This window comes from Bacillus sp. z26, from assembly GCF_058313635.1.
This window is the reverse complement of record NZ_JBZFQM010000005.1, coordinates 33,551-51,547: the sequence shown is the minus strand read 5'-3', so window position 1 is coordinate 51,547 and position 17,997 is coordinate 33,551. Positions and strand designations below refer to the sequence as shown.

The following is a 17,997-nucleotide window of genomic DNA, read 5'->3' as shown; positions in this document are numbered from 1 at the left end:
AACTCCTTCGTCAACATGAGTAAATCTAATTCTGATAGTTAAAATCCTGGTTTGTGAGGTATTTAAAGATTTTAAGATTTATCCCCTCTAGTTGTTCCTTATGCATGTCTATCGCATTGATACGATTATTTTCATACGTTTTATAATAATAAACACCTTTGTCTTGATCCATACAAGAAGAATAGGTTGTACCATCCTCTAACCCTTCATCTGTAAGGACCCCTCCTTTAACCATTTTCACATAATCCAGCATATGAAAAAATTGTGTAATAGATTGTTTATCCCCTTCAATTTTAGGCATATGTGTACGAATATAAGCAATCCTTACAAATCTGGAAACGGAAGCAAAGTCTCCGGGTATCCCTAATGTTCCAGCTCCAATGCCCAATGCTTTTAATGTTTGCTTTCCCCATTTTGTTTCTTTTGGTGAAATCGGAGTCAGATGTAGATACTCATTCAAGTTTGTTAAATGCCAATCAAAGGTAGGGTTGTTGGTCAAAACTCCTATGAGATTGTCATGTACAGTCAAGCGGTCTTTTGTCTTTTCTACCACAATAGCCTTTCCTGTCTTATCTGCAATCATCCAGTGAAGCATTGAAACAGGTGTATTTTCATTGATTGGACAATCCACAAGTTCTAAATGCTCAATTCCACGTTTAACTTCTTCTACTGTTTCGTGATTTGATAATACCCATTGTATAAAGTCGTAGGGTGCAATATTATTTTTCCCTTCAATCGGTTCTTTCTCAAAATATGCGTATCCTTCAAAATTTAATCCTGCGCATGCTAGGCCAACATCGTTCATAGCATCAGCTAGAAGAGGATGGTTATCAATTACCGTTCCCATTCCAATAATAGCACGCTTATTGGTTACCATATTACCTGTTACTCTATCTTGATATTGATAGTTTCTTGGAATAATCATAACTGCCTGATTGAAATAATAGGCTAAGTCCATATTCCTTCCAAAAAACCACTTACCCTCTTGAGATTGAATACTTAATCCTGTACAAATATCGGTCACCTCATTTTTATCTTACTAAAGATCAGATATGCTATTATAACCACCTATTATCCAGCTATATTTTTCTGCATTTTTTAATTTTTATACAAGCTAATGCTAATTCGTATTGAATAGATACAGTTTTGTTTTAGATTCTAAATTAGGCTCTCTTTTGTATCAGTCAAGACTAGACTAATTCTTTTTCTGTTCTTATAGCATTACATCCATCTATTAGGCATTTTTAAAATACATTAACATTTCGTAAACAATCACATGCTATAATGTCAAAAATGCAACGAGGAGAATACAGATGTTTCAAATATTAGTAGTAGAAGATAATGAAAATTTAAATCAGACAGTATGTACTTATTTGAACCTAAACGGCTATCAAGCTAAAGGTGTTTTGGATGTCAATGATGCCTATGACGCGATGACTGACCGTATCTTTGATTTAATTATTTCTGACATAATGATGCCGGGGATTGATGGATTTGAATTTGCCAAGTCTGTGAGGGAATTGAACAATGATATTCCAATTTTATTTATGACAGCAAAGGAAGATCTCGAATCAAAAAGAAAAGGTTTCCATGCCGGTGCCGATGATTACATGGTAAAACCTGTTGATATGGATGAATTACTCCTTCGACTAGAAGCATTGCTCCGCAGGGCAAAAATTGCAGCCAATAAAAAAATTGAGATCGGCCAGCTGAGGCTGGATATCGAAGAGCACACAGCTTATTTAAATGAGGAAGAGATCAATCTGACGGTAAGAGAGTTCAAGTTGTTGTATAAGCTGTTGTCATACCCTAAGAAAACATTTACAAGAACTCAATTAATGGATGAGTTCTGGGATGCTGAATCCCAATCAGGACCACGTGTGGTGGATGTTTACATTACAAAATTGAGAGATAAGTTTTCTGCATGCAAGGATTTTGAGATTGTCACCGTACATGGATTAGGATATAAGACGGTGCTCAAATGAGAATTACATCAGATGAACGAAATAGGAGAAAGTTTTTATTTAATTTTGGGAGATTCCTTATATTTTTTATACTGATGGCATTTGTAGTTACCTGCAATTTGGTATTGTTTCTGCATTGGGTTGATTTGACGTCGGAAGAAATGAGAGCTGCTGTTCCCATTACCTTCTTAAACGTTATCATTCTCACATTTATTTTCAGTTTGATTGATGAAATTCGCCGTACCTTGATGGTAAGAAAACCAATAGCACGGATTCAGGCAGGTCTGGATGAAATAATGTCTGGCAATTTCAAGACACAGATTCCCTATATTAAAAACGAGAACAGCAGCAATGAATTCGATGCTATTATCAAAGGGATTAATGAGCTTGCTGTAGAGTTGTCTGGAGTAGAAACTCTTCGAACAGATTTTATTTCAAATGTCTCTCATGAAATTAAGACCCCGCTTGCGGCTATCCAAAATTATGGAACACTGCTTCAGGGACATTCCCTTTCAGAAACACAGAAGGTAGAATATGCAAAAGCCATTACTACGCAGACAAGAAGATTATCTGGTCTGATTACAAATATATTGAAATTAAATCGCCTGGAAAATCAACAAATCTTTCCGGAGAGAAAACAGTATAGTTTAACGGAACAAATTTGCGAATGTTTACTTCTATTTGAGCAGTCATGGACAAGTAAAAACATTCATATTGAAACCGATCTAGAAGAAGATATTTTCATACACGAAGATGCCGAACTGTTAAGTCTAGTATGGAACAATCTGTTTTCAAATGCGATAAAGTTTACGGATAATGGCGGAACTGTTGGTATTAAGGTAAAGAAAGAAGGACTTACTGCATTTGTAGAAGTCAGCGACAGCGGTTGTGGCATTAGCCCGGAAACAGGGAAGCATATTTTCGAAAAATTTTATCAGGGGGATACTTCCCATGCTGTGCAGGGAAACGGTCTGGGACTGGCATTGGTAAAGAGAGTGATTGATATAGTTGGCGGCGATATTCATGTACAAAGTACATTGGGAGAAGGCAGTACGTTTACTGTCTACTTAAGGAAGAACGTCATTGAATAAAATTAGAAATTGTCTTATGCGTAAATGTAAATCAAGAATGGAGGACTATGATGGAAAATAGTAAATTTGAGTATACGTATTCTGCAAAAAGACAGGGAGAAATCGAAGCGATTAAAAAGAAATATATGAAAAAGGAAGATGATCCATTCGAACAGTTACGCAATTTGGATAAAAGGGCAGAAAGACCAGGAACAATGTTGGCCATTATGTCAGGCCTTATAGGAACATTATTGTTTGGAATAGGTTTGAGTTGCTGTCTAGTATGGCGTGAACAGCTTTTCGTACCAGGAATAATCGTAGGTTTATTGGGACTTGTGCTAATAAGCGTTGCCTATCCCCTATATATAAAAATAACAAAAAGAGAGCGAGAAAAACTTGCACCACAGATTCTGTCTTTGAGCGAAGAATTATTAAAATAGATTTCATCAGGTAGGTAAGTAGGACATCCTGTAAACGGTAATCGTTTATAGGATTCTTTTTTATATATGGATAATATTTTTTCGGTTTAACATTTAGTAAACATTTCTTTTGCAATTCGCAAACATCAAATAGGTAAGATACAACTATCAAATGAAGTATATAAAGGAGATATTACAACATGGAAAACAAAAAAACTTTTATTACATTATTGATGGATGCTGCAACAGGATATGTGCTTACACTGGGTTTGTGGAATCTACCTTATATAGTCATCAAATAATTACTCCATTCTTTACTAATATAAAAGACAGAGCCCCCTTTTAAAAAGAGGGCTGACTGCCTTAATTTAATTCCAGCTTCGCAACATTTTCCACATGTGTGGACTATAATTGGCAACACAATGGGATGTTGGTAGGTTTATAATTTTATTTTATATCATGCTATCTGCAAGATGAGATTGTGTAGTGTCTTTGACGGTAATTTAGCGTTACTCACACGTTGCATTAACCGAATGTTAACATATCACCAGAATTAAACTGCTTAGTCAATTTATTTATCTCTTTCCTTTATCATAAACCTCACCTAATGCCCTAGGAGCACGGTTTGTTTTAGAGAAGAAGATTAATAACAGTAACGTTAATACATACGGTAAAATCATGAATAAATCGGTGAAACTGCTTGGCAATGCCATTGACTGGGCTATAAAAGCTCCCCCTGATTTTGCAAAACCAAATAAAAGACATGCAGCTAAGGTAGGGAGAATCCTCCAATTTCCAAAAATTAATGCGGCAATGGCCAAGAATCCATATCCCATATAGATACTTGAAGAAAAGTTTGCTGAAATGGAATAGGCAAAACACATACCGCCCAGACCTGATAATAGGCCCGAGATTAAAACGGCTGAAAACCTGATCTTCGATACATCCACACCTGCTGCATCAACCGAATGAGGGTTTTCTCCGCAAGCCCTCAAGCGCATGCCATATTTCGTTTTATATAAAAGGTACCAGGCAAATATCGCGATCACGATAATAATCACTTCGAACGGATATATATTTGTAAAAATCGCACCTATAATCGGTATATCGGCTAACCCTTCAATCGTAAAACGTTCCGATACTCCTAACTGAAACTTGTCCGAAGCTGTTCCAAATACAAGTGCATTTATTTGTGTCGTTAAGAATGTCGTAAGAGCCAACGCCAAAATATTGATCACAACACCGCTGATCACTTGGTCTGCCTTAAACTTAACACTCAGTACAGCATGAATAATGGAAAAAGCCATCCCGCCAATCATAGCAAACAGTAACGCCACGTAAAATAGATCTTGAATATCTGTGCCAAAAGCATTTGCGATCAGAACAGCTGCCAGCGCCCCAATGAATGCTCCAAAACCTTGAAAGCCTTCCAACGCCAGATTGGTAATTCCGCTCTTTTCACTATATATACCGCCTATTGCCATGATAAAAAGAGGAAGGGCAAAGGATAAACCATCAATAATTATTGTATCCATTATGCTTCACTCTCCTTTCGATCCGCTTCTTTTTCCTTCAGGCGGCTGACTTTATATTTCATGTACACTCCACATGCACTGAATAATAGAATCAATCCAACAATCACAGAAGATATTTCTTGTCTGATTCCAGCCTGCGAACTCATATATGTGCTCCCCTGCTCAATAGTGGATACTAGAAAAGATGAGAAAATAACGCCAATTGGATGTGAGTTTCCGAGCAAGGATACAGCTATGGAATCAAAACCGATGCTGGATAATACTTTTGGCTGGATAGAAGAAAAATAACCCAGATAATACGTGACACCTGCAAGACCAGCCAAACCACCTGAAATAACCATGGCTAAAACTGTATTTCTTCCTACATTGATTCCCGTATACTTTGCTGCATTCCGGTTGGAACCTACCGCTTTCAGTTCAAACCCAACTACTGTTTTATCCATGAAGAACTTAATTAAAACAGCTGTAAGGATAGCTAAAATAAAGCCCAATGGAATGTCCATTTTTAAGTTTCCTATTTCGACATTCACTAGCGTTAATCTTGCTGCTTCTGAGATATATTGAGATTGTCTTGAGACAGGGTCGATATAATACATCTGAATAAAAAAGCTAATGACATATTGGGCGATATAATTCAACATAATCGTAGATACTACTTCATTGATGTTAAATTTATATTTAAGCCACCCAACTAATCCTCCCATTAGTCCCCCAGCGATAATTCCGATTACCAACACAAGCGGCTTTGCGATGATGGCATCCAAACCACTGTAACCAACAATAATCGTCGCAAAGAAACCCGAGACGAGCATTTGGCCGGAGACCCCAATATTGAAGAGGCCCGCTCTAAATGCAACAGTAACTGCCAAGCTTGCAAACACAAGCGGCGTCATGGCATTCAGCAAACTCAAAAAATCAGTCAGCATGCTCTTATAGCCAGCATAAGATGGCTTCGGCAAGATTCCCGCCCCTTGGAGCAAATTGTAAAATGCCTGCAAGGGATTTTTGCCGATCAAAAGTATAACAATGGCTGCAGCAATGAAACTTATGAGTATGGCGACTAATGGAAGTGAAATCGGCTGCCATTTCTCATTGCTTATTGTCCGAATAAGACTATATCTTAAACTTTTTTTCTTTTTATCTTTACTCATGATTTGCCCCCATCATATATTCACCGACTTCATTCGTCGTTAATGATTCTCTTCTAGCAATCTTTTGAAGTTGGCCATTATATATAACTCCTATGGTATCCGCTACATTCATAATTTCATCCAGCTCTAATGAAATAAGCAGAATCGCTTTTCCTCGATCCCGTTCCTGAATAATCATTTTATGGATATTTTCAATCGCACCAATGTCTACTCCCCGCGTTGGCTGAACGAAAATCATGAGCGGCGATTGCAATTCAATTTCGCGAGCGATGATGGCTTTTTGCTGATTGCCACCACTCATCGAACGAACCTGTGTCTTAATGCCTTGTCCACTTCTAATATCATATTTATCAATCATCTTGTGGCCAAATTGCTCAATTTCTTCTTTATTTAAGATACCCTTACCAGAAAAAGGCTCCCTGTAATACTGTTTTAAAGCCAGATTGGTAGATAAATCAAAATCCAAAAATAACCCGTAGCTTTGCCTATCTTCAGGTATATAAGATATTCCAGCTTCTGTTCTGTTTCTTATCGTTTCATTCGTAATGTTCTTGCCGCCAAGAAGTATGTTTCCGCTGCTGACCTTTGTTAATCCAGCTATCGCATCCGCTATTTCAACCTGCCCATTATCTGCAACTCCGGCAATGGCAAATATTTCACCGCTGCGTATGGTAAAGGACACATCTTTCACTACTTCAAACCCATCTTCATTTTTAACGGTCAGATTTTCTACCTTCAATACTTCCTCTTTGAAATGGGCAGGCGCTTTTTCAGCTTCAAAATTTACCTCCCTGCCTACCATTAATCGAGCCATATGATTAACAGATGTCTTCTTCACATCCAACACATCGACTAATTTTCCCTTGTTCAATACAGCGCACCGATCAGCCACTTTCTTGATTTCTTCAAGCTTATGTGTAATTAATATGATTGTTTTTCCAGCGTTCCGTAGACCTTCAATAATGTTAAGCAAGAACTCAATTTCTTGTGGTGTTAAAACTGCAGTCGGTTCATCAAAAATGAGGATCTCTGCTTCACGGTAGAGTACTTTTAAAATTTCCACCCGTTGCTGCATAGAGACAGTTAAATCAGCTATTTTTTTAGTAGGATCAACCTCTAAGCCAAAGTTTTTGGACAGTTCTTCAACTTTTCGATTGGCATTTCGAATATCTACATATGAAAAGAGACCCGCCAATTTTTTGATTGGCTCAACTCCTAAAATAATATTCTCTGTAATCGTATAATCAGAGACTAACTTAAAATGCTGATGGACCATTCCTATGTTAAGCTTCGCCGCATGGTTAGGTGAACTGATTTCCACTTTTTCACCCCGGATATAAATTTCTCCTTCATCCGGTTCATACATGCCGCCCAGCATACTCATCAATGTTGATTTACCCGCACCATTCTCCCCGAGTAAAGCGAAAATTTCTCCTTTTTTTATGCCGATGGATACATCATCATTCGCTACTATTCCAGGGAATCGTTTGGTTATATGTTTCATTTCTACAATATAATCAGACATTTTTCTCCTCCTGTATCACAATATCCATATAGGAAAAATTTAGAAGTTTATCATCTCCCCGGTCCGCCAAAATAGGAAGCGATAAACTTCTAAAGGTTCATTTCATTATTGTGTTTCTATTGATGTTACAACCCTGGAAACTTTTCTGGCGTATGGCCATTAAAGTTAGATGCAGGTACAATTGTGCCATCTTTCACTAACTCATATGCTTCATTCATTTTAGTAAGTGTATCCTCTGATAATTGATGACGGCCTTCTTCTTTTATAAACCCAGTAGAATCTGTATCTGCATGAAGTACTACATTTCCTCCCTTAAAGCTTCCGTCAACAACTGAATTCAATGCCTTTTCAATATTCATGCTCATGAATTTTACACCGGATGTTAACACAATGTTTTCAGAACCATTTACACCGTCATCAAATTGGTCAACATCACAACCAATTACTTTTACGTCGCCTTTCGCTTCCTTAACAGCTGTGAATACACCATTTCCGGTTCCGCCCGCTGCAACAAAGATTTGATCTACACCTTTTTTAATTAACGCATTTCCGATCACTTTGCCGGTAGCTTCATCTGCAAAAGATCCTGCATAGTTTCCGCCAACATCTTTACCTGTGACATCAGTCCCTGCATAACCTGATAATTCTACAACTTCAACATCTTTTCCAAAAACCTTATTAGCGTAATGTACACCTGATTCAAAGCCAAATTGATAATTTACATTTGAAGGATAAGCGATACCATTTACAACCGCTACTTTATTTGATTTAGTTTCAAGTGCGGCTGCCATTCCGGCAAAAAAGCCACTTTCCTGTTCAGCAAAATTCATGGCATATATATTATCAAATTCTGTTTGGTCACCTACAGGCGCAGGCTCAGAGTCATTTATAATAAATTTTTTATCAGGATTTTCTAAAGCAATACTAGAAATTCCGGCGAATTGGAACCCAGGTGTTATAATAACATCATAATCTGCCACAATATCAGCAACAGCTTGTACAGCTGCAGCGGGATCGCCCGTTTCTTCTTTAATAGCCTTTACTGTTGCTGTTGGATTATTTTCGATAAAGTTTAAAATACCGTTATAGTTATCTTCATTAAAGTTACCATCATCAACACCTGAAGGACTCGTTACAATGGCAATTTTCAGCCCATCTTCACCTGATCCGGACTGTGCTTCATTGTCATTATTTCCGCATGCTGCCATAACAGCAGTCATTAATGCAATGATCAGTACCATTGCTATTTTTTGTATGCCTTTTTTCACTTAAATATCCTCCTCTGAAATCATTCTGATATTTTTCTGTCTGTAAAAATTAAAAAGCACCGAGTTATACCGGTGCTTGACTTCAGGAAGGTAGATAAAGGAAAAAGATATTTTTTTTCACTTATAAGTACACAACCTCGTAGTCAAGCTATTTATGGTAGCTTGGTAGAAACTTTCGGGCCATATCCCCAATATTATACGAGAATAACATTTAATTTTTACAACGTCATGTTAACATCGTGAATTCCAGCTGTCAATAAGACACTTATATTTTTTTGAAATAACAATTAATATTCGATAATAGATTAAAAAGAAATAACATTGCGGTTATATTTGGATAAATAGAGGTTAACAATCGTTAGTTCTAAGGATTTCATCTTTAGTCTCCTATTATCAAAATTGAAGAATCAGAGATCAGTATAGCTATTTACATTTAAAGCGTAATTTAATTGAGAATGTGATCAGATATCCTTCTCCTTCTTTATCACAATAACTAAAAAGAAAAAAATCAGAAGTTCACCATCTCCCTGATCCGCTAAAAATCAGGAAGTGATAAACTTCTAATGATTCATTTCATTACTTGTTTATATTGAATGTTACAACCCTGGAAACTTTTCTGGCGTATGACCATTAAAGTTAGATGCAGGTACGATTGTACCATCTTTCACTAACTCATATGCTTCATTCATTTTGGTAAGTGTATCCCCTGATAATTGATGGCGGCCTTCTTCTTTTATAAACCCAGTAGAATCTGTATCTGCATGAAGAACTACATTTTCACCTTTAAAGGTTCCTTCAACAACACCATTCAACGCTTTTTCAACATTCATGCCCATAAATTTAGCCGCAGATGTTAACACGATATTTTCAGAACCATTTACACCGTCATCAAATTGGTCAACATCACAGCCAATTACTTTTACGTCGCCTTTCGCTTCCTTAACCGCTGTGAATACACCATTGCCAGTGCCGCCTGCTGCAACAAAGATTTGATCTACACCTTTTTTAATCAATGCATTTCCGATTACTTTTCCAGTTGCTTCATCTCCAAAAGATCCTGCATAGTTACCGCCAACATCTTTACCTGTGACATCTGTCCCTGCATAACCTGATAATTCTACAACTTCAACATTTCTTCCATAGTTTTTATTAACAAACTCTACGCCTGATTCAAAACCAAACTGATAGTTTACGTTTGATGGGTACGCAATCCCGTTTACAACCGCAACTTTATTTGTTTTTGTTTCAAGTGCCGCAGCCATTCCGGCAAAAAAGCCACCTTCTTGTTCGGCAAAAGTCATAGAATATATATTATCGAACGTTTTTTGATCACCTACAGGTGTAGGCTCAGAATCAATTAAAATGAATGATTTATCAGGATTTTCTAAAGCAACACTTGAAATTCCAGCAAATTGGAACCCTGGTGTTACAATAACATCATAATCTGCCACGATATCCGCAACTGCTTGTACACCTGCAGCAGGGTCGCCTGTTTCTTCTTTAATAGCCTTTACAGTTGCTGTTGGATTGTTCTCAATAAACTTCAAAATACCTTCATAGTTATTTTCATTAAAGTTGCCATCATCAACACCAGTAAGGCTTGTTACAATAGCAATTTTTAATCCTTCTCCACCTGATCCGGACTCTTTTTTATCTTCACTATTTCCGCACGCTGCCATAACAACAGTCATTAAAGCTAATAATAAAACCATTGCTATTTTTTTAGTACTTTGTTTCAAGAAAAGATCCTCCTCTGTTATTCAGTTAAATTGCAGCCAAAAAAGAATCTTATTACACCAGCTCTTGACGTTTATACATAGACTCATAGTCAAGCTATTTTCGGTATTTCCACAGAAACTTTCAGGCTCAATCTTTTTATTATATTGAAATAACATCACTCATTTACTCACTTATAATAACAACACAGACCCTAACCGTCAATAAAAAATGCGTATATTTTATAATAAAAGTAATTTAATGTTCGTATATATACTAGCAAATAAATGGAAGCATAAGTTTATTTATATAAAATCAACAAAAAGACGAATACTCCTAAAAAAATCATTTTAATTAAGAGACACATCGGAGGAAAACTTTCTTAATTTAAAAAAGGCAGCACCCTCCTTATAGAGGGCTACTGCCTCATTCAATACTAATTATGCTACACTCTCGACGTGCGTGGAGTGTATGTGGCAATAAAACAAGAGAAGTTGCTGGATTTATCAACTCTTTCCTAACGACACAAGAAGCTTCAAGCACGTAAAGAAAATAAAAGCTATATAAACTTTAAGATGCCCAACACCCGGCTAACCCAATCATGCTAGCAGGGTGTTGATTTTTAAAGAGCATCTTCCAATTCTTCTTCAGTGTACCCAAACATATAATCTTCATCTTTCCCGTTCGAAGCCCATATCTCTGCAGCCTCATAAACACTTAAAGATTCATCAAATTCATCCGATTCATCAATTTCCTCAGATTTCTCATTAAGTACACCATATGGAATAACAGGGCTGTGGTCACGTTCAAAAATAGCCATAGTTTATCCTCCTTTATATTTATAAAGCAGTCTACTCAAGGTATCCTGAGCTAATTGTACTTAACCGTCGTAATTTCTGAAATCATCCTCAGGCTCATAGATTGAATTTAAAGAAATACTATTCTTATGACCGCACTCTGTACATTCCCAAACATAGTGATGGTCATCAAAATCCGGCTGTTCGCTCAGGCATGCATTACTGCGATCGCAAAACCACACGATATCTGGGAATCTCTCCTGCATAATTCCACCTCCTTATTCTGGATTGGCGCCAAGTAATTAATATACTCCTAATACTTCTGGTGCTATGGCATGGCGTATTGAGCACCTATGAATTAAGCAACACAGCACACCATATACTAATATATTATATAATAATAGTAATATTATTCTGAATATTTAGTCAAATAATTTCAATTCAGTTTATTTCACCCTTTAGCAAATTAATATATTTTGTTAGCAAAAATGCTTCTCAACAATGGCATGAATATTCCTTTCCTTGAACAACTGGCAATATTGTTGCGATTTTGCTCAAACCGCGCAACCTTTTAAAGTCAAAGGACACATCCGGATTCAATACACGTTCATAAATCCAATACAGGTAACATAAAAGGCAGCGCCCCGAGGGCTGCTGCCATATTTCAATACTAGTTTTGCTACACTTTCCACGTGTGTGGACTGTATGTGACAACACAACAAGAGATGTTGGTGAGTTTATCAACTTCTTTAACTATTTTCTTAAAAACGATACAGAAAGATTTTAAAAAAATTAACAATATATATAAAACATAAAGATATTTTTGTCTATTTATTCACATAAGTTTGAAATTTTATTATTCTAATATAGTAATGAGTTTCACAACTAAATAATATCGCTCACTATAATTTAAAAACATCTATGAAAGGAAGAACATCGTGTCTAAAGTTAAATTATTTATTATTGGAGCAGCTTCTACAGCAATTCTTTTAGGATTATTTTTAGTTTTTTTCGGAGATTCCAATACAAAAGAAACGATTATAGCCCCACTAGGGAAGGAAATCTATAAAATTACCGAATTAGAGGTTGGAGCTATACAAGATATCGTTAAAGAAACTTACATAGCAGGAAATCCAGTAACTACTACTATTAAACCTGTTGATAAACAAGGGAACTTTTTCTATAACGAGGTTATGGGAATGCAAAAAGAAATTGAACTGAAATATAAAGCATTGGTTAGATGGGGTTATAGAGGTGAAATTGACGAAAAAACTATCAAATACAATGAAAAAGAGAAGATACTGACAATTAAAGAGCCTCAACTAACTGCATTTTACGCAAAAGAATTGGTTGAATCCGATGATAATTTAGGATGGGTACAGTCCATAATCTCTCCGACATCCTATGATGATGCAAAAATATATGATAAACAAGCAAACACAATTATCGAGCAGACAATTAGAGATAATATTGAAACGGGTAGAGAAAAGGTACAAGACCATTTAAAAGACGAAATAAACAAATTAATTGAAAATAAAACAATCAAAATACCTATTAAAGATATTAATTTCGAAGAATCGGAAGAAGAGTTAAATTTAATTAACGAAGAACTAGAAGATCTTGAAATTACCCAATCAGAATCAGGAAAGAAAAACTAAAAAAAAGTAAGTAAAAGTAAAGAGTAAGGATAAAAAAGCAGCGCCCCCAAGAGGGCTGCTGCCTTATTTCAATACTAATTTTGCTACACTCTCGACGTGCATCGTCTGCGGGAACATGTCCACAGGCTGCACTTCCATTGTCTTATATCCATGCTCCTCAAGATACATGAGGTCACGTGCCAATGTAGCTGGGTTGCAGGATACATAGACGACTTTTTTCGGCTTCATTTCTGCGATGGTGTTTAAGAGGTTTTCGTCACAGCCTTTACGTGGTGGATCGACGACCAATACGTCTGCTGTGATCCCATCTTCGTACCAGGCCGGGATAACAGTTTCGGCGCTGCCTACCGCAAAGTCGACATTGGTGATGCCATTAAGTTTTGCGTTCTTTTTGGCGTCTTCTATGGCTTCTGGAACGATTTCTACACCGTATACCTTTTTCGCTTTTTTCGCTAAAAATAAAGATATGGTTCCAATTCCACAATAGGCATCAATCACGGTTTCGTTGCCTGATAGATTCGCATACTCCAGTGTCTTATCATAGAGGACCTTCGTCTGAGTAGGATTCACTTGATAGAATGAACGCGGAGAGATGGCAAATTTAACATCGCCGATATAATCATAAATCACATCAGCTCCCCATAATACAGTTGTTTTCGACCCGAGAATGACGTTTGTCTTCAGAGAATTCACATTCTGAATAATAGATTTAACCCCAGGAACTGCATCAATAATCTCTTTGATGATTTCTCTCGCATGCGGAAGCTCAGGTGTTCTTGTGACAAGGACGACCATAATTTCACCGGTCACTTGTCCATGGCGAACCATAATATGGCGAAGCAACCCTTTGTGGTTTCGTTCATCATAGGCACGAACACGGTACTTTTCACAAATCTTCTTCACTGTGCGGATCGTATCGTCGTTTTCTGAAACTTGAATCAGACATTCATCCATATTAATGATTTCATGCGAACGTTTCGCGTAGAAGCCAGCTACCAGTCCGCCTTCCATTTCTCCAACGGGAACCTGGGCTTTATTACGGTAATTCCACGGCTCACTCATTCCAAGGACTGGATGGACTGGTACATCAGGCAGTTTTCCGATTCTCGCCATTATTTCCCGGACCATTTTTTCCTTAGCCTTAAGCTGGCCTTCATATGATAAATGCTGCAGCTGGCAGCCACCGCATTGACGGTAAATCGGACATGGCGGCTCGACTCTGTCAGGACTTTCTTCCATTAGCTCCATCAAGCGCCCAAAGGCATAGCCTTTATTAATCTTGGTCACTTTAATTCGGGCTTTTTCTCCTGGAAGGCCAAACGGGACAAAAATCGGATATCCTTCTACCTTTGCTACTCCAGAGCCTTCATGAGTCAAATCTTCAAATACCACATCTATATAATCATTTTTTTGAATTGGCGCTTTTTTCTTTTCAGTCATTCTTTGCTAACCTCGATTTTTTATTGAGTAATCATGATTGTATCATAAAACAGGACAGACCGATAATCCATGGATTTTACCATAAAAAAACCAACTTCTTAAAGAAGTTGGTCCAAATCTGGCTTTTCAAACACGGCATCGTCAGAAACAAGTATATGCCGATCCGTTATTTTCTGTTTTTCATGTACACCTTCAGGCACAAAAACTTCTAAATGACGATAGAGATTAACAAATTCAGCAGGTGCCAAACCGCCAAACTCACCATCTAAATTTAATTGAAGCTTTTCAGTAGAGTGTACTTTTATACGGTTCGCTTTCACATAAATCACGGACGGATCATGAATATGCTCTCCACGTAAAGCCAACGCCGCTATACGCACAAAATCCGGCAGATTAATTTTCTTTAAAATTAATAGCGTAAACATGCCATCATTCAGGGAAGCATCTGGTGCCAATCGCTCAAATCCACCAACGGAGTTCGTATTGGCGACAAGGAAAAGCATCGCATCACCTTCGAACAGCTTGCCATCATACTCGATCTTCATCGAAGTTGCCTTCAAAGATGGCAGCAACATTTCGAGTCCTTTCATATAATATGCCAGCTGTCCAATTCTTGTTTTCAGCTTGCTTGGTACTTCATATGTCAGTTCGGTTAACCGACCACCAGCTGCTATATTAATGAAATATCGATTGTCCATTTTTCCGATATCAATTGGAATCGTAAGTCCTTCAGCAATTGTATCCGCTGCTTCAGGAATGGATTTCGTTGATATACGTAAGGCACGGGCAAAATCATTCGTTGTACCCACCGGGATAATTCCCAATTTCGGCCGGTATTCCTGTTCCGCCAATCCGTTGACCACTTCGTATATCGTTCCATCTCCTCCCGCTGCGATGACCACATCATAGCGCCTTTCCACAGCAATTTGTGCTGCTCTTGTCGCGTCACCCGCTTCAGTAGTCGCATGACAGGAAGCCTCATATCCAGCTTTCTCTAATTTTTCCAAAACTTCAGGTAAATGTTTTTTAAATGCTTCTTTTCCTGAAGTAGGATTGTATATTATCCTTGCTTTTTTCATAATCAATCATCATCCTATTTTATAAATTCGGAGTTAATATCTCTGTTTCAAATTTTCTTATATTATTATACATCCGTAAAAAGACATTTGCTAATGTGTTTACTCGAGCTTCGACAGACTACTTGACACACTTTTCAAAATGGCATCACCATTACTGCCAACAGTTATGGTTGCAAACTTGGCATTTTGTTCTAATTCAGCTCCAGTTCCTTCTTCAATGAAAAAGTTTTCAATGCCATAGAGAATCGTATCGCCGTTGACCTTTCCTGTTAGGATAGCCTGATTATTTCCTGTATGTTCGTCTTTTGCTTCTTCTATAGTATCATATATTTCTTTAATTTGATAAATTCCCTTTCCGTCTTCTTCCACCAGCACATATACCTGGTTAGGAAAATTAGTTGATTTTACCTGACTAATATTATAGGACAATTGGACATAATCCCCTTGTAATAAAGACCGCGGATCCACCGGTTCTACTTTCAGGACAATATCAGTTCCATTACGTAAAATCGCTTCCTTCTGAAAAATGATAATTGACAGAATCAGCACCTGAAGTACAACGATCGGGAACCATTTTCGAACACCCCGCAACACAAATCCGAAACGCTCATGGTTACGACCGTCTTTTATACTTTTATCCATATAAATCGCGATACATAATAGTAGGACTGCCAAAATTGCAAACGTAATCGATTTATGAAGCAGTGTCCAAAATAAATCGTAATATTTATAGCCGAGGTATCCGATCAAATAAAGAAAAACAGAATTCTCAAGCCAGTGATTTTTCTTATTCACAACGCGATACGTAAAATATATCAGGAAGAAAAGATAAGTAAAGTTGTAAAGATAGTATAGGACAGTATGTTCTGAGAAGAATGTAAGAATAAGCCACAGCGTCAGAATCGCAACCAAGTTCCATCCTTTGGTATACGGATTTTTCAGTCCGAAGTATAAACCAAAGGTTAGGGCCATCATTATTATGGCAACAGTGTCACCGGAGATGTCTGGGAATAGTTTATAGAGCAGAAGCACACCTGCATATATGATTCCGCCTAATCCAAAAGGATACATCACTCGCTCTCTTTCACGCCAAGTTGTATAGGCTATAAGAATAATATAGGTTAAGAGAACAATAATGGAATGATTCCACAGGATGACGGATGAAATAGCCCCTCCCGACAGCATGATCGTGTACCGGAGAATGGAATCATTCCTTGAAATAGTACTTCCAATCGGTACCAGAATGACCATGGCTAGCATAAACCACATAATATACTCTCCTAACCCAATCAGGAACAGGATTCCAATTACCGATGCTGATAGAAGTAAAACGGCCAGTATAATGAAGACCAGCTTGATTAACGAAGAGAGAAAATGACTTTCACCGGATGTTTTCGATGCAGTGAGTTTTGCCAGCCATTTTGTACCCAGCACAACAAGAGCAATAGCCATAAGGAGTCCAACAAAATAGATTAAAAACCCATTAATCCATACTGAAATAATCAGGAACTGAACAATGAGATTGATTGAAATCCCCAAAGAAAAAATAACACTAACCACTTTATTTTTTCTATTGCTCAAATAATCATAAAGAATCCAACCTGAAACGAGCGCAATTATCAGATAGGCTAGCATTCCAGTAAAAGAAAACTCATTATTATTATTATTATTAAACAAATATATAACCGTCCATTTGGTTGTCAAAACAATACATAACCATTGAATCCACACGCTTGAAAAAGAAGCAATTAACCTTGACCCTCTAGTTTTGAATCCATACAGACAAATAATATTCATAAGAATAATCCCTAGTAGAATCAATGTATCTTCTGTATCACTTTTCGGAAGCCAGCTATTCAAAGGATAAAAATATGTATACACGGTTATATTCAAAAGTATGTATGACTGAACAAAAAATATCGGATAACGAGTAAACATAGCTAACAGAACAGAGGGAATCAGCCATACTAAAAATAAAGAATAGCTGTCTGCATGAGAATTATATACCTGACCCAGCAGAGCCACGGCCACACCAAAGGCGATTGATCCTCCCCAGAAAATCCAGGCCCCGACGTCCTGTTGATGTTCCTTCCATTTAGAAAATCCATAACTAACCCCATAAAACAGAAGCATTAAAGTTACAATTAACCCTATTTTCACATATCGATCCAACCCTCCCCAATTGGCTGCAAAAAAATAAATTATTGCGCTTAACCCAAAGAGCAATCCAATCAGATAACTTGTTTTGGTTATCTTCTCTTGTTTCATGTACTTCACCCCTTTTTTTACATGTATATTCCTTCTACTCCTTAAAAACCTACTATCTATATAGTAGTGGAAATAAGATGGCTGATTTATCTGTTAAATGTATATAT

At 37.2% G+C, this 17,997-nt stretch carries 16 protein-coding genes and 1 riboswitch; of the genes, 4 read left to right on the top strand and 12 right to left on the bottom strand.

The window, feature by feature from the left end:
- Nucleotides 1-25: 25 nt before the first annotated feature.
- A complete protein-coding gene (bsh, locus tag AC4G3K_RS14750) occupies nt 26-1,024 on the bottom strand; it encodes a choloylglycine hydrolase (protein WP_491133792.1) in 999 nt (332 codons plus the stop codon).
- A 289-nt stretch (nt 1,025-1,313) separates the two neighbouring features.
- Here bsh and AC4G3K_RS14745 point away from each other — a divergent pair, with 289 nt between their 5' ends.
- From AC4G3K_RS14745 to AC4G3K_RS14735, 3 genes are read left to right on the top strand one after another with little or no spacing between them, the layout of a single operon-like run.
- Entirely contained in the window at nt 1,314-1,985 is a 672-nt protein-coding gene (locus tag AC4G3K_RS14745) for a response regulator transcription factor (protein WP_491133791.1), read from the top strand.
- Nucleotides 1,982-3,055 carry a HAMP domain-containing sensor histidine kinase gene (locus tag AC4G3K_RS14740; protein WP_491133790.1) on the top strand — a complete coding sequence of 358 codons (1,074 nt, stop codon included), beginning with the start codon at nt 1,982-1,984 and terminating at the stop codon, nt 3,053-3,055. The genes AC4G3K_RS14745 and AC4G3K_RS14740 overlap by 4 nt, the downstream gene beginning before the upstream one ends.
- Nucleotides 3,056-3,105: 50 nt before the next feature.
- A complete protein-coding gene (locus AC4G3K_RS14735) occupies nt 3,106-3,474 on the top strand; it encodes a hypothetical protein (protein ID WP_491077782.1) in 369 nt (122 codons plus the stop codon).
- Between the two features lie 554 nt (nt 3,475-4,028).
- On the opposite strand, the gene AC4G3K_RS14730 is transcribed toward AC4G3K_RS14735, so the two are convergent.
- From AC4G3K_RS14730 to AC4G3K_RS14695, 8 genes are all read right to left on the bottom strand, one after another.
- On the bottom strand, nt 4,029-4,988 hold the full coding sequence (locus AC4G3K_RS14730) for an ABC transporter permease (RefSeq protein ID WP_491077781.1): 960 nt from the start codon (nt 4,986-4,988) through the stop codon (nt 4,029-4,031).
- Nucleotides 4,988-6,139, bottom strand: coding sequence for an ABC transporter permease (locus AC4G3K_RS14725; protein ID WP_491133789.1), 1,152 nt, complete (start codon nt 6,137-6,139; stop codon nt 4,988-4,990). Before AC4G3K_RS14725 ends, AC4G3K_RS14730 begins: the two co-directional genes overlap by 1 nt.
- The gene (locus tag AC4G3K_RS14720) at nt 6,132-7,664 is read right to left on the bottom strand and encodes an ABC transporter ATP-binding protein (protein ID WP_491133788.1); all 1,533 of its coding nucleotides are present in this window, start codon (nt 7,662-7,664) and stop codon (nt 6,132-6,134) included. Before AC4G3K_RS14720 ends, AC4G3K_RS14725 begins: the two co-directional genes overlap by 8 nt.
- A 125-nt stretch (nt 7,665-7,789) precedes the next feature.
- Entirely contained in the window at nt 7,790-8,932 is a 1,143-nt protein-coding gene (locus AC4G3K_RS14715; protein WP_491133787.1) for a BMP family lipoprotein, read from the bottom strand.
- The gene (locus tag AC4G3K_RS14710; protein ID WP_491077967.1) at nt 8,933-9,028 is read right to left on the bottom strand and encodes a hypothetical protein; all 96 of its coding nucleotides are present in this window, start codon (nt 9,026-9,028) and stop codon (nt 8,933-8,935) included.
- Between the two features lie 24 nt (nt 9,029-9,052).
- Nucleotides 9,053-9,154: riboswitch (purine riboswitch) on the bottom strand.
- 374 nt (nt 9,155-9,528) lie between these two features.
- Nucleotides 9,529-10,671 (bottom strand): BMP family lipoprotein, encoded by a 1,143-nt coding sequence (locus AC4G3K_RS14705; protein ID WP_491077777.1) that lies wholly within the window; start codon nt 10,669-10,671, stop codon nt 9,529-9,531.
- A gap of 599 nt (nt 10,672-11,270) precedes the next feature.
- Complete coding sequence (locus AC4G3K_RS14700) at nt 11,271-11,468, bottom strand: hypothetical protein (RefSeq protein ID WP_491133786.1); 198 nt, start codon at nt 11,466-11,468, stop codon at nt 11,271-11,273.
- A 60-nt stretch (nt 11,469-11,528) separates the two neighbouring features.
- Entirely contained in the window at nt 11,529-11,711 is a 183-nt protein-coding gene (locus AC4G3K_RS14695) for a Sec23/Sec24 zinc finger-containing protein (RefSeq protein ID WP_491133785.1), read from the bottom strand.
- A gap of 672 nt (nt 11,712-12,383) precedes the next feature.
- Here AC4G3K_RS14695 and AC4G3K_RS14690 point away from each other — a divergent pair.
- Nucleotides 12,384-13,103: a hypothetical protein gene (locus AC4G3K_RS14690; RefSeq protein ID WP_491133784.1), complete on the top strand. Its 720-nt coding sequence runs from the start codon at nt 12,384-12,386 to the stop codon at nt 13,101-13,103.
- 63 nt (nt 13,104-13,166) lie between these two features.
- On the opposite strand, the gene rlmD is transcribed toward AC4G3K_RS14690, so the two are convergent.
- The 3 genes from rlmD to AC4G3K_RS14675 all read right to left on the bottom strand — a co-directional run bounded on the left by rlmD (nt 13,167) and on the right by AC4G3K_RS14675 (nt 17,890).
- Nucleotides 13,167-14,543 (bottom strand): 23S rRNA (uracil(1939)-C(5))-methyltransferase RlmD, encoded by a 1,377-nt coding sequence (gene rlmD / locus AC4G3K_RS14685; RefSeq protein ID WP_491077773.1) that lies wholly within the window; start codon nt 14,541-14,543, stop codon nt 13,167-13,169.
- A gap of 98 nt (nt 14,544-14,641) precedes the next feature.
- On the bottom strand, nt 14,642-15,622 hold the full coding sequence (locus tag AC4G3K_RS14680; RefSeq protein WP_491077772.1) for a diacylglycerol kinase: 981 nt from the start codon (nt 15,620-15,622) through the stop codon (nt 14,642-14,644).
- A 99-nt stretch (nt 15,623-15,721) separates the two neighbouring features.
- The gene (locus AC4G3K_RS14675; RefSeq protein ID WP_491133783.1) at nt 15,722-17,890 is read right to left on the bottom strand and encodes a GDYXXLXY domain-containing protein; all 2,169 of its coding nucleotides are present in this window, start codon (nt 17,888-17,890) and stop codon (nt 15,722-15,724) included.
- Nucleotides 17,891-17,997 lie beyond the last annotated feature (107 nt).

Excerpts from the sequence above, each read along its gene's own strand:
- AC4G3K_RS14675 (WP_491133783.1), bottom strand. The coding sequence starts at position 17,890 with ATGAAACAAGAGAAGATAACCAAAACAAGTTATCTGATTGGATTGCTC.
- AC4G3K_RS14695 (WP_491133785.1), bottom strand. The coding sequence starts at position 11,711 with ATGCAGGAGAGATTCCCAGATATCGTGTGGTTTTGCGATCGCAGTAAT.
- AC4G3K_RS14730 (WP_491077781.1), bottom strand. The coding sequence starts at position 4,988 with ATGGATACAATAATTATTGATGGTTTATCCTTTGCCCTTCCTCTTTTT.
- AC4G3K_RS14735 (WP_491077782.1), top strand. The coding sequence starts at position 3,106 with ATGGAAAATAGTAAATTTGAGTATACGTATTCTGCAAAAAGACAGGGA.
- AC4G3K_RS14745 (WP_491133791.1), top strand. The coding sequence starts at position 1,314 with ATGTTTCAAATATTAGTAGTAGAAGATAATGAAAATTTAAATCAGACA.
- AC4G3K_RS14725 (WP_491133789.1), bottom strand. The coding sequence starts at position 6,139 with ATGAGTAAAGATAAAAAGAAAAAAAGTTTAAGATATAGTCTTATTCGG.
- AC4G3K_RS14700 (WP_491133786.1), bottom strand. The coding sequence starts at position 11,468 with ATGGCTATTTTTGAACGTGACCACAGCCCTGTTATTCCATATGGTGTA.
- AC4G3K_RS14680 (WP_491077772.1), bottom strand. The coding sequence starts at position 15,622 with ATGAAAAAAGCAAGGATAATATACAATCCTACTTCAGGAAAAGAAGCA.
- AC4G3K_RS14720 (WP_491133788.1), bottom strand. The coding sequence starts at position 7,664 with ATGTCTGATTATATTGTAGAAATGAAACATATAACCAAACGATTCCCT.
- AC4G3K_RS14740 (WP_491133790.1), top strand. The coding sequence starts at position 1,982 with ATGAGAATTACATCAGATGAACGAAATAGGAGAAAGTTTTTATTTAAT.
- rlmD (WP_491077773.1), bottom strand. The coding sequence starts at position 14,543 with ATGACTGAAAAGAAAAAAGCGCCAATTCAAAAAAATGATTATATAGAT.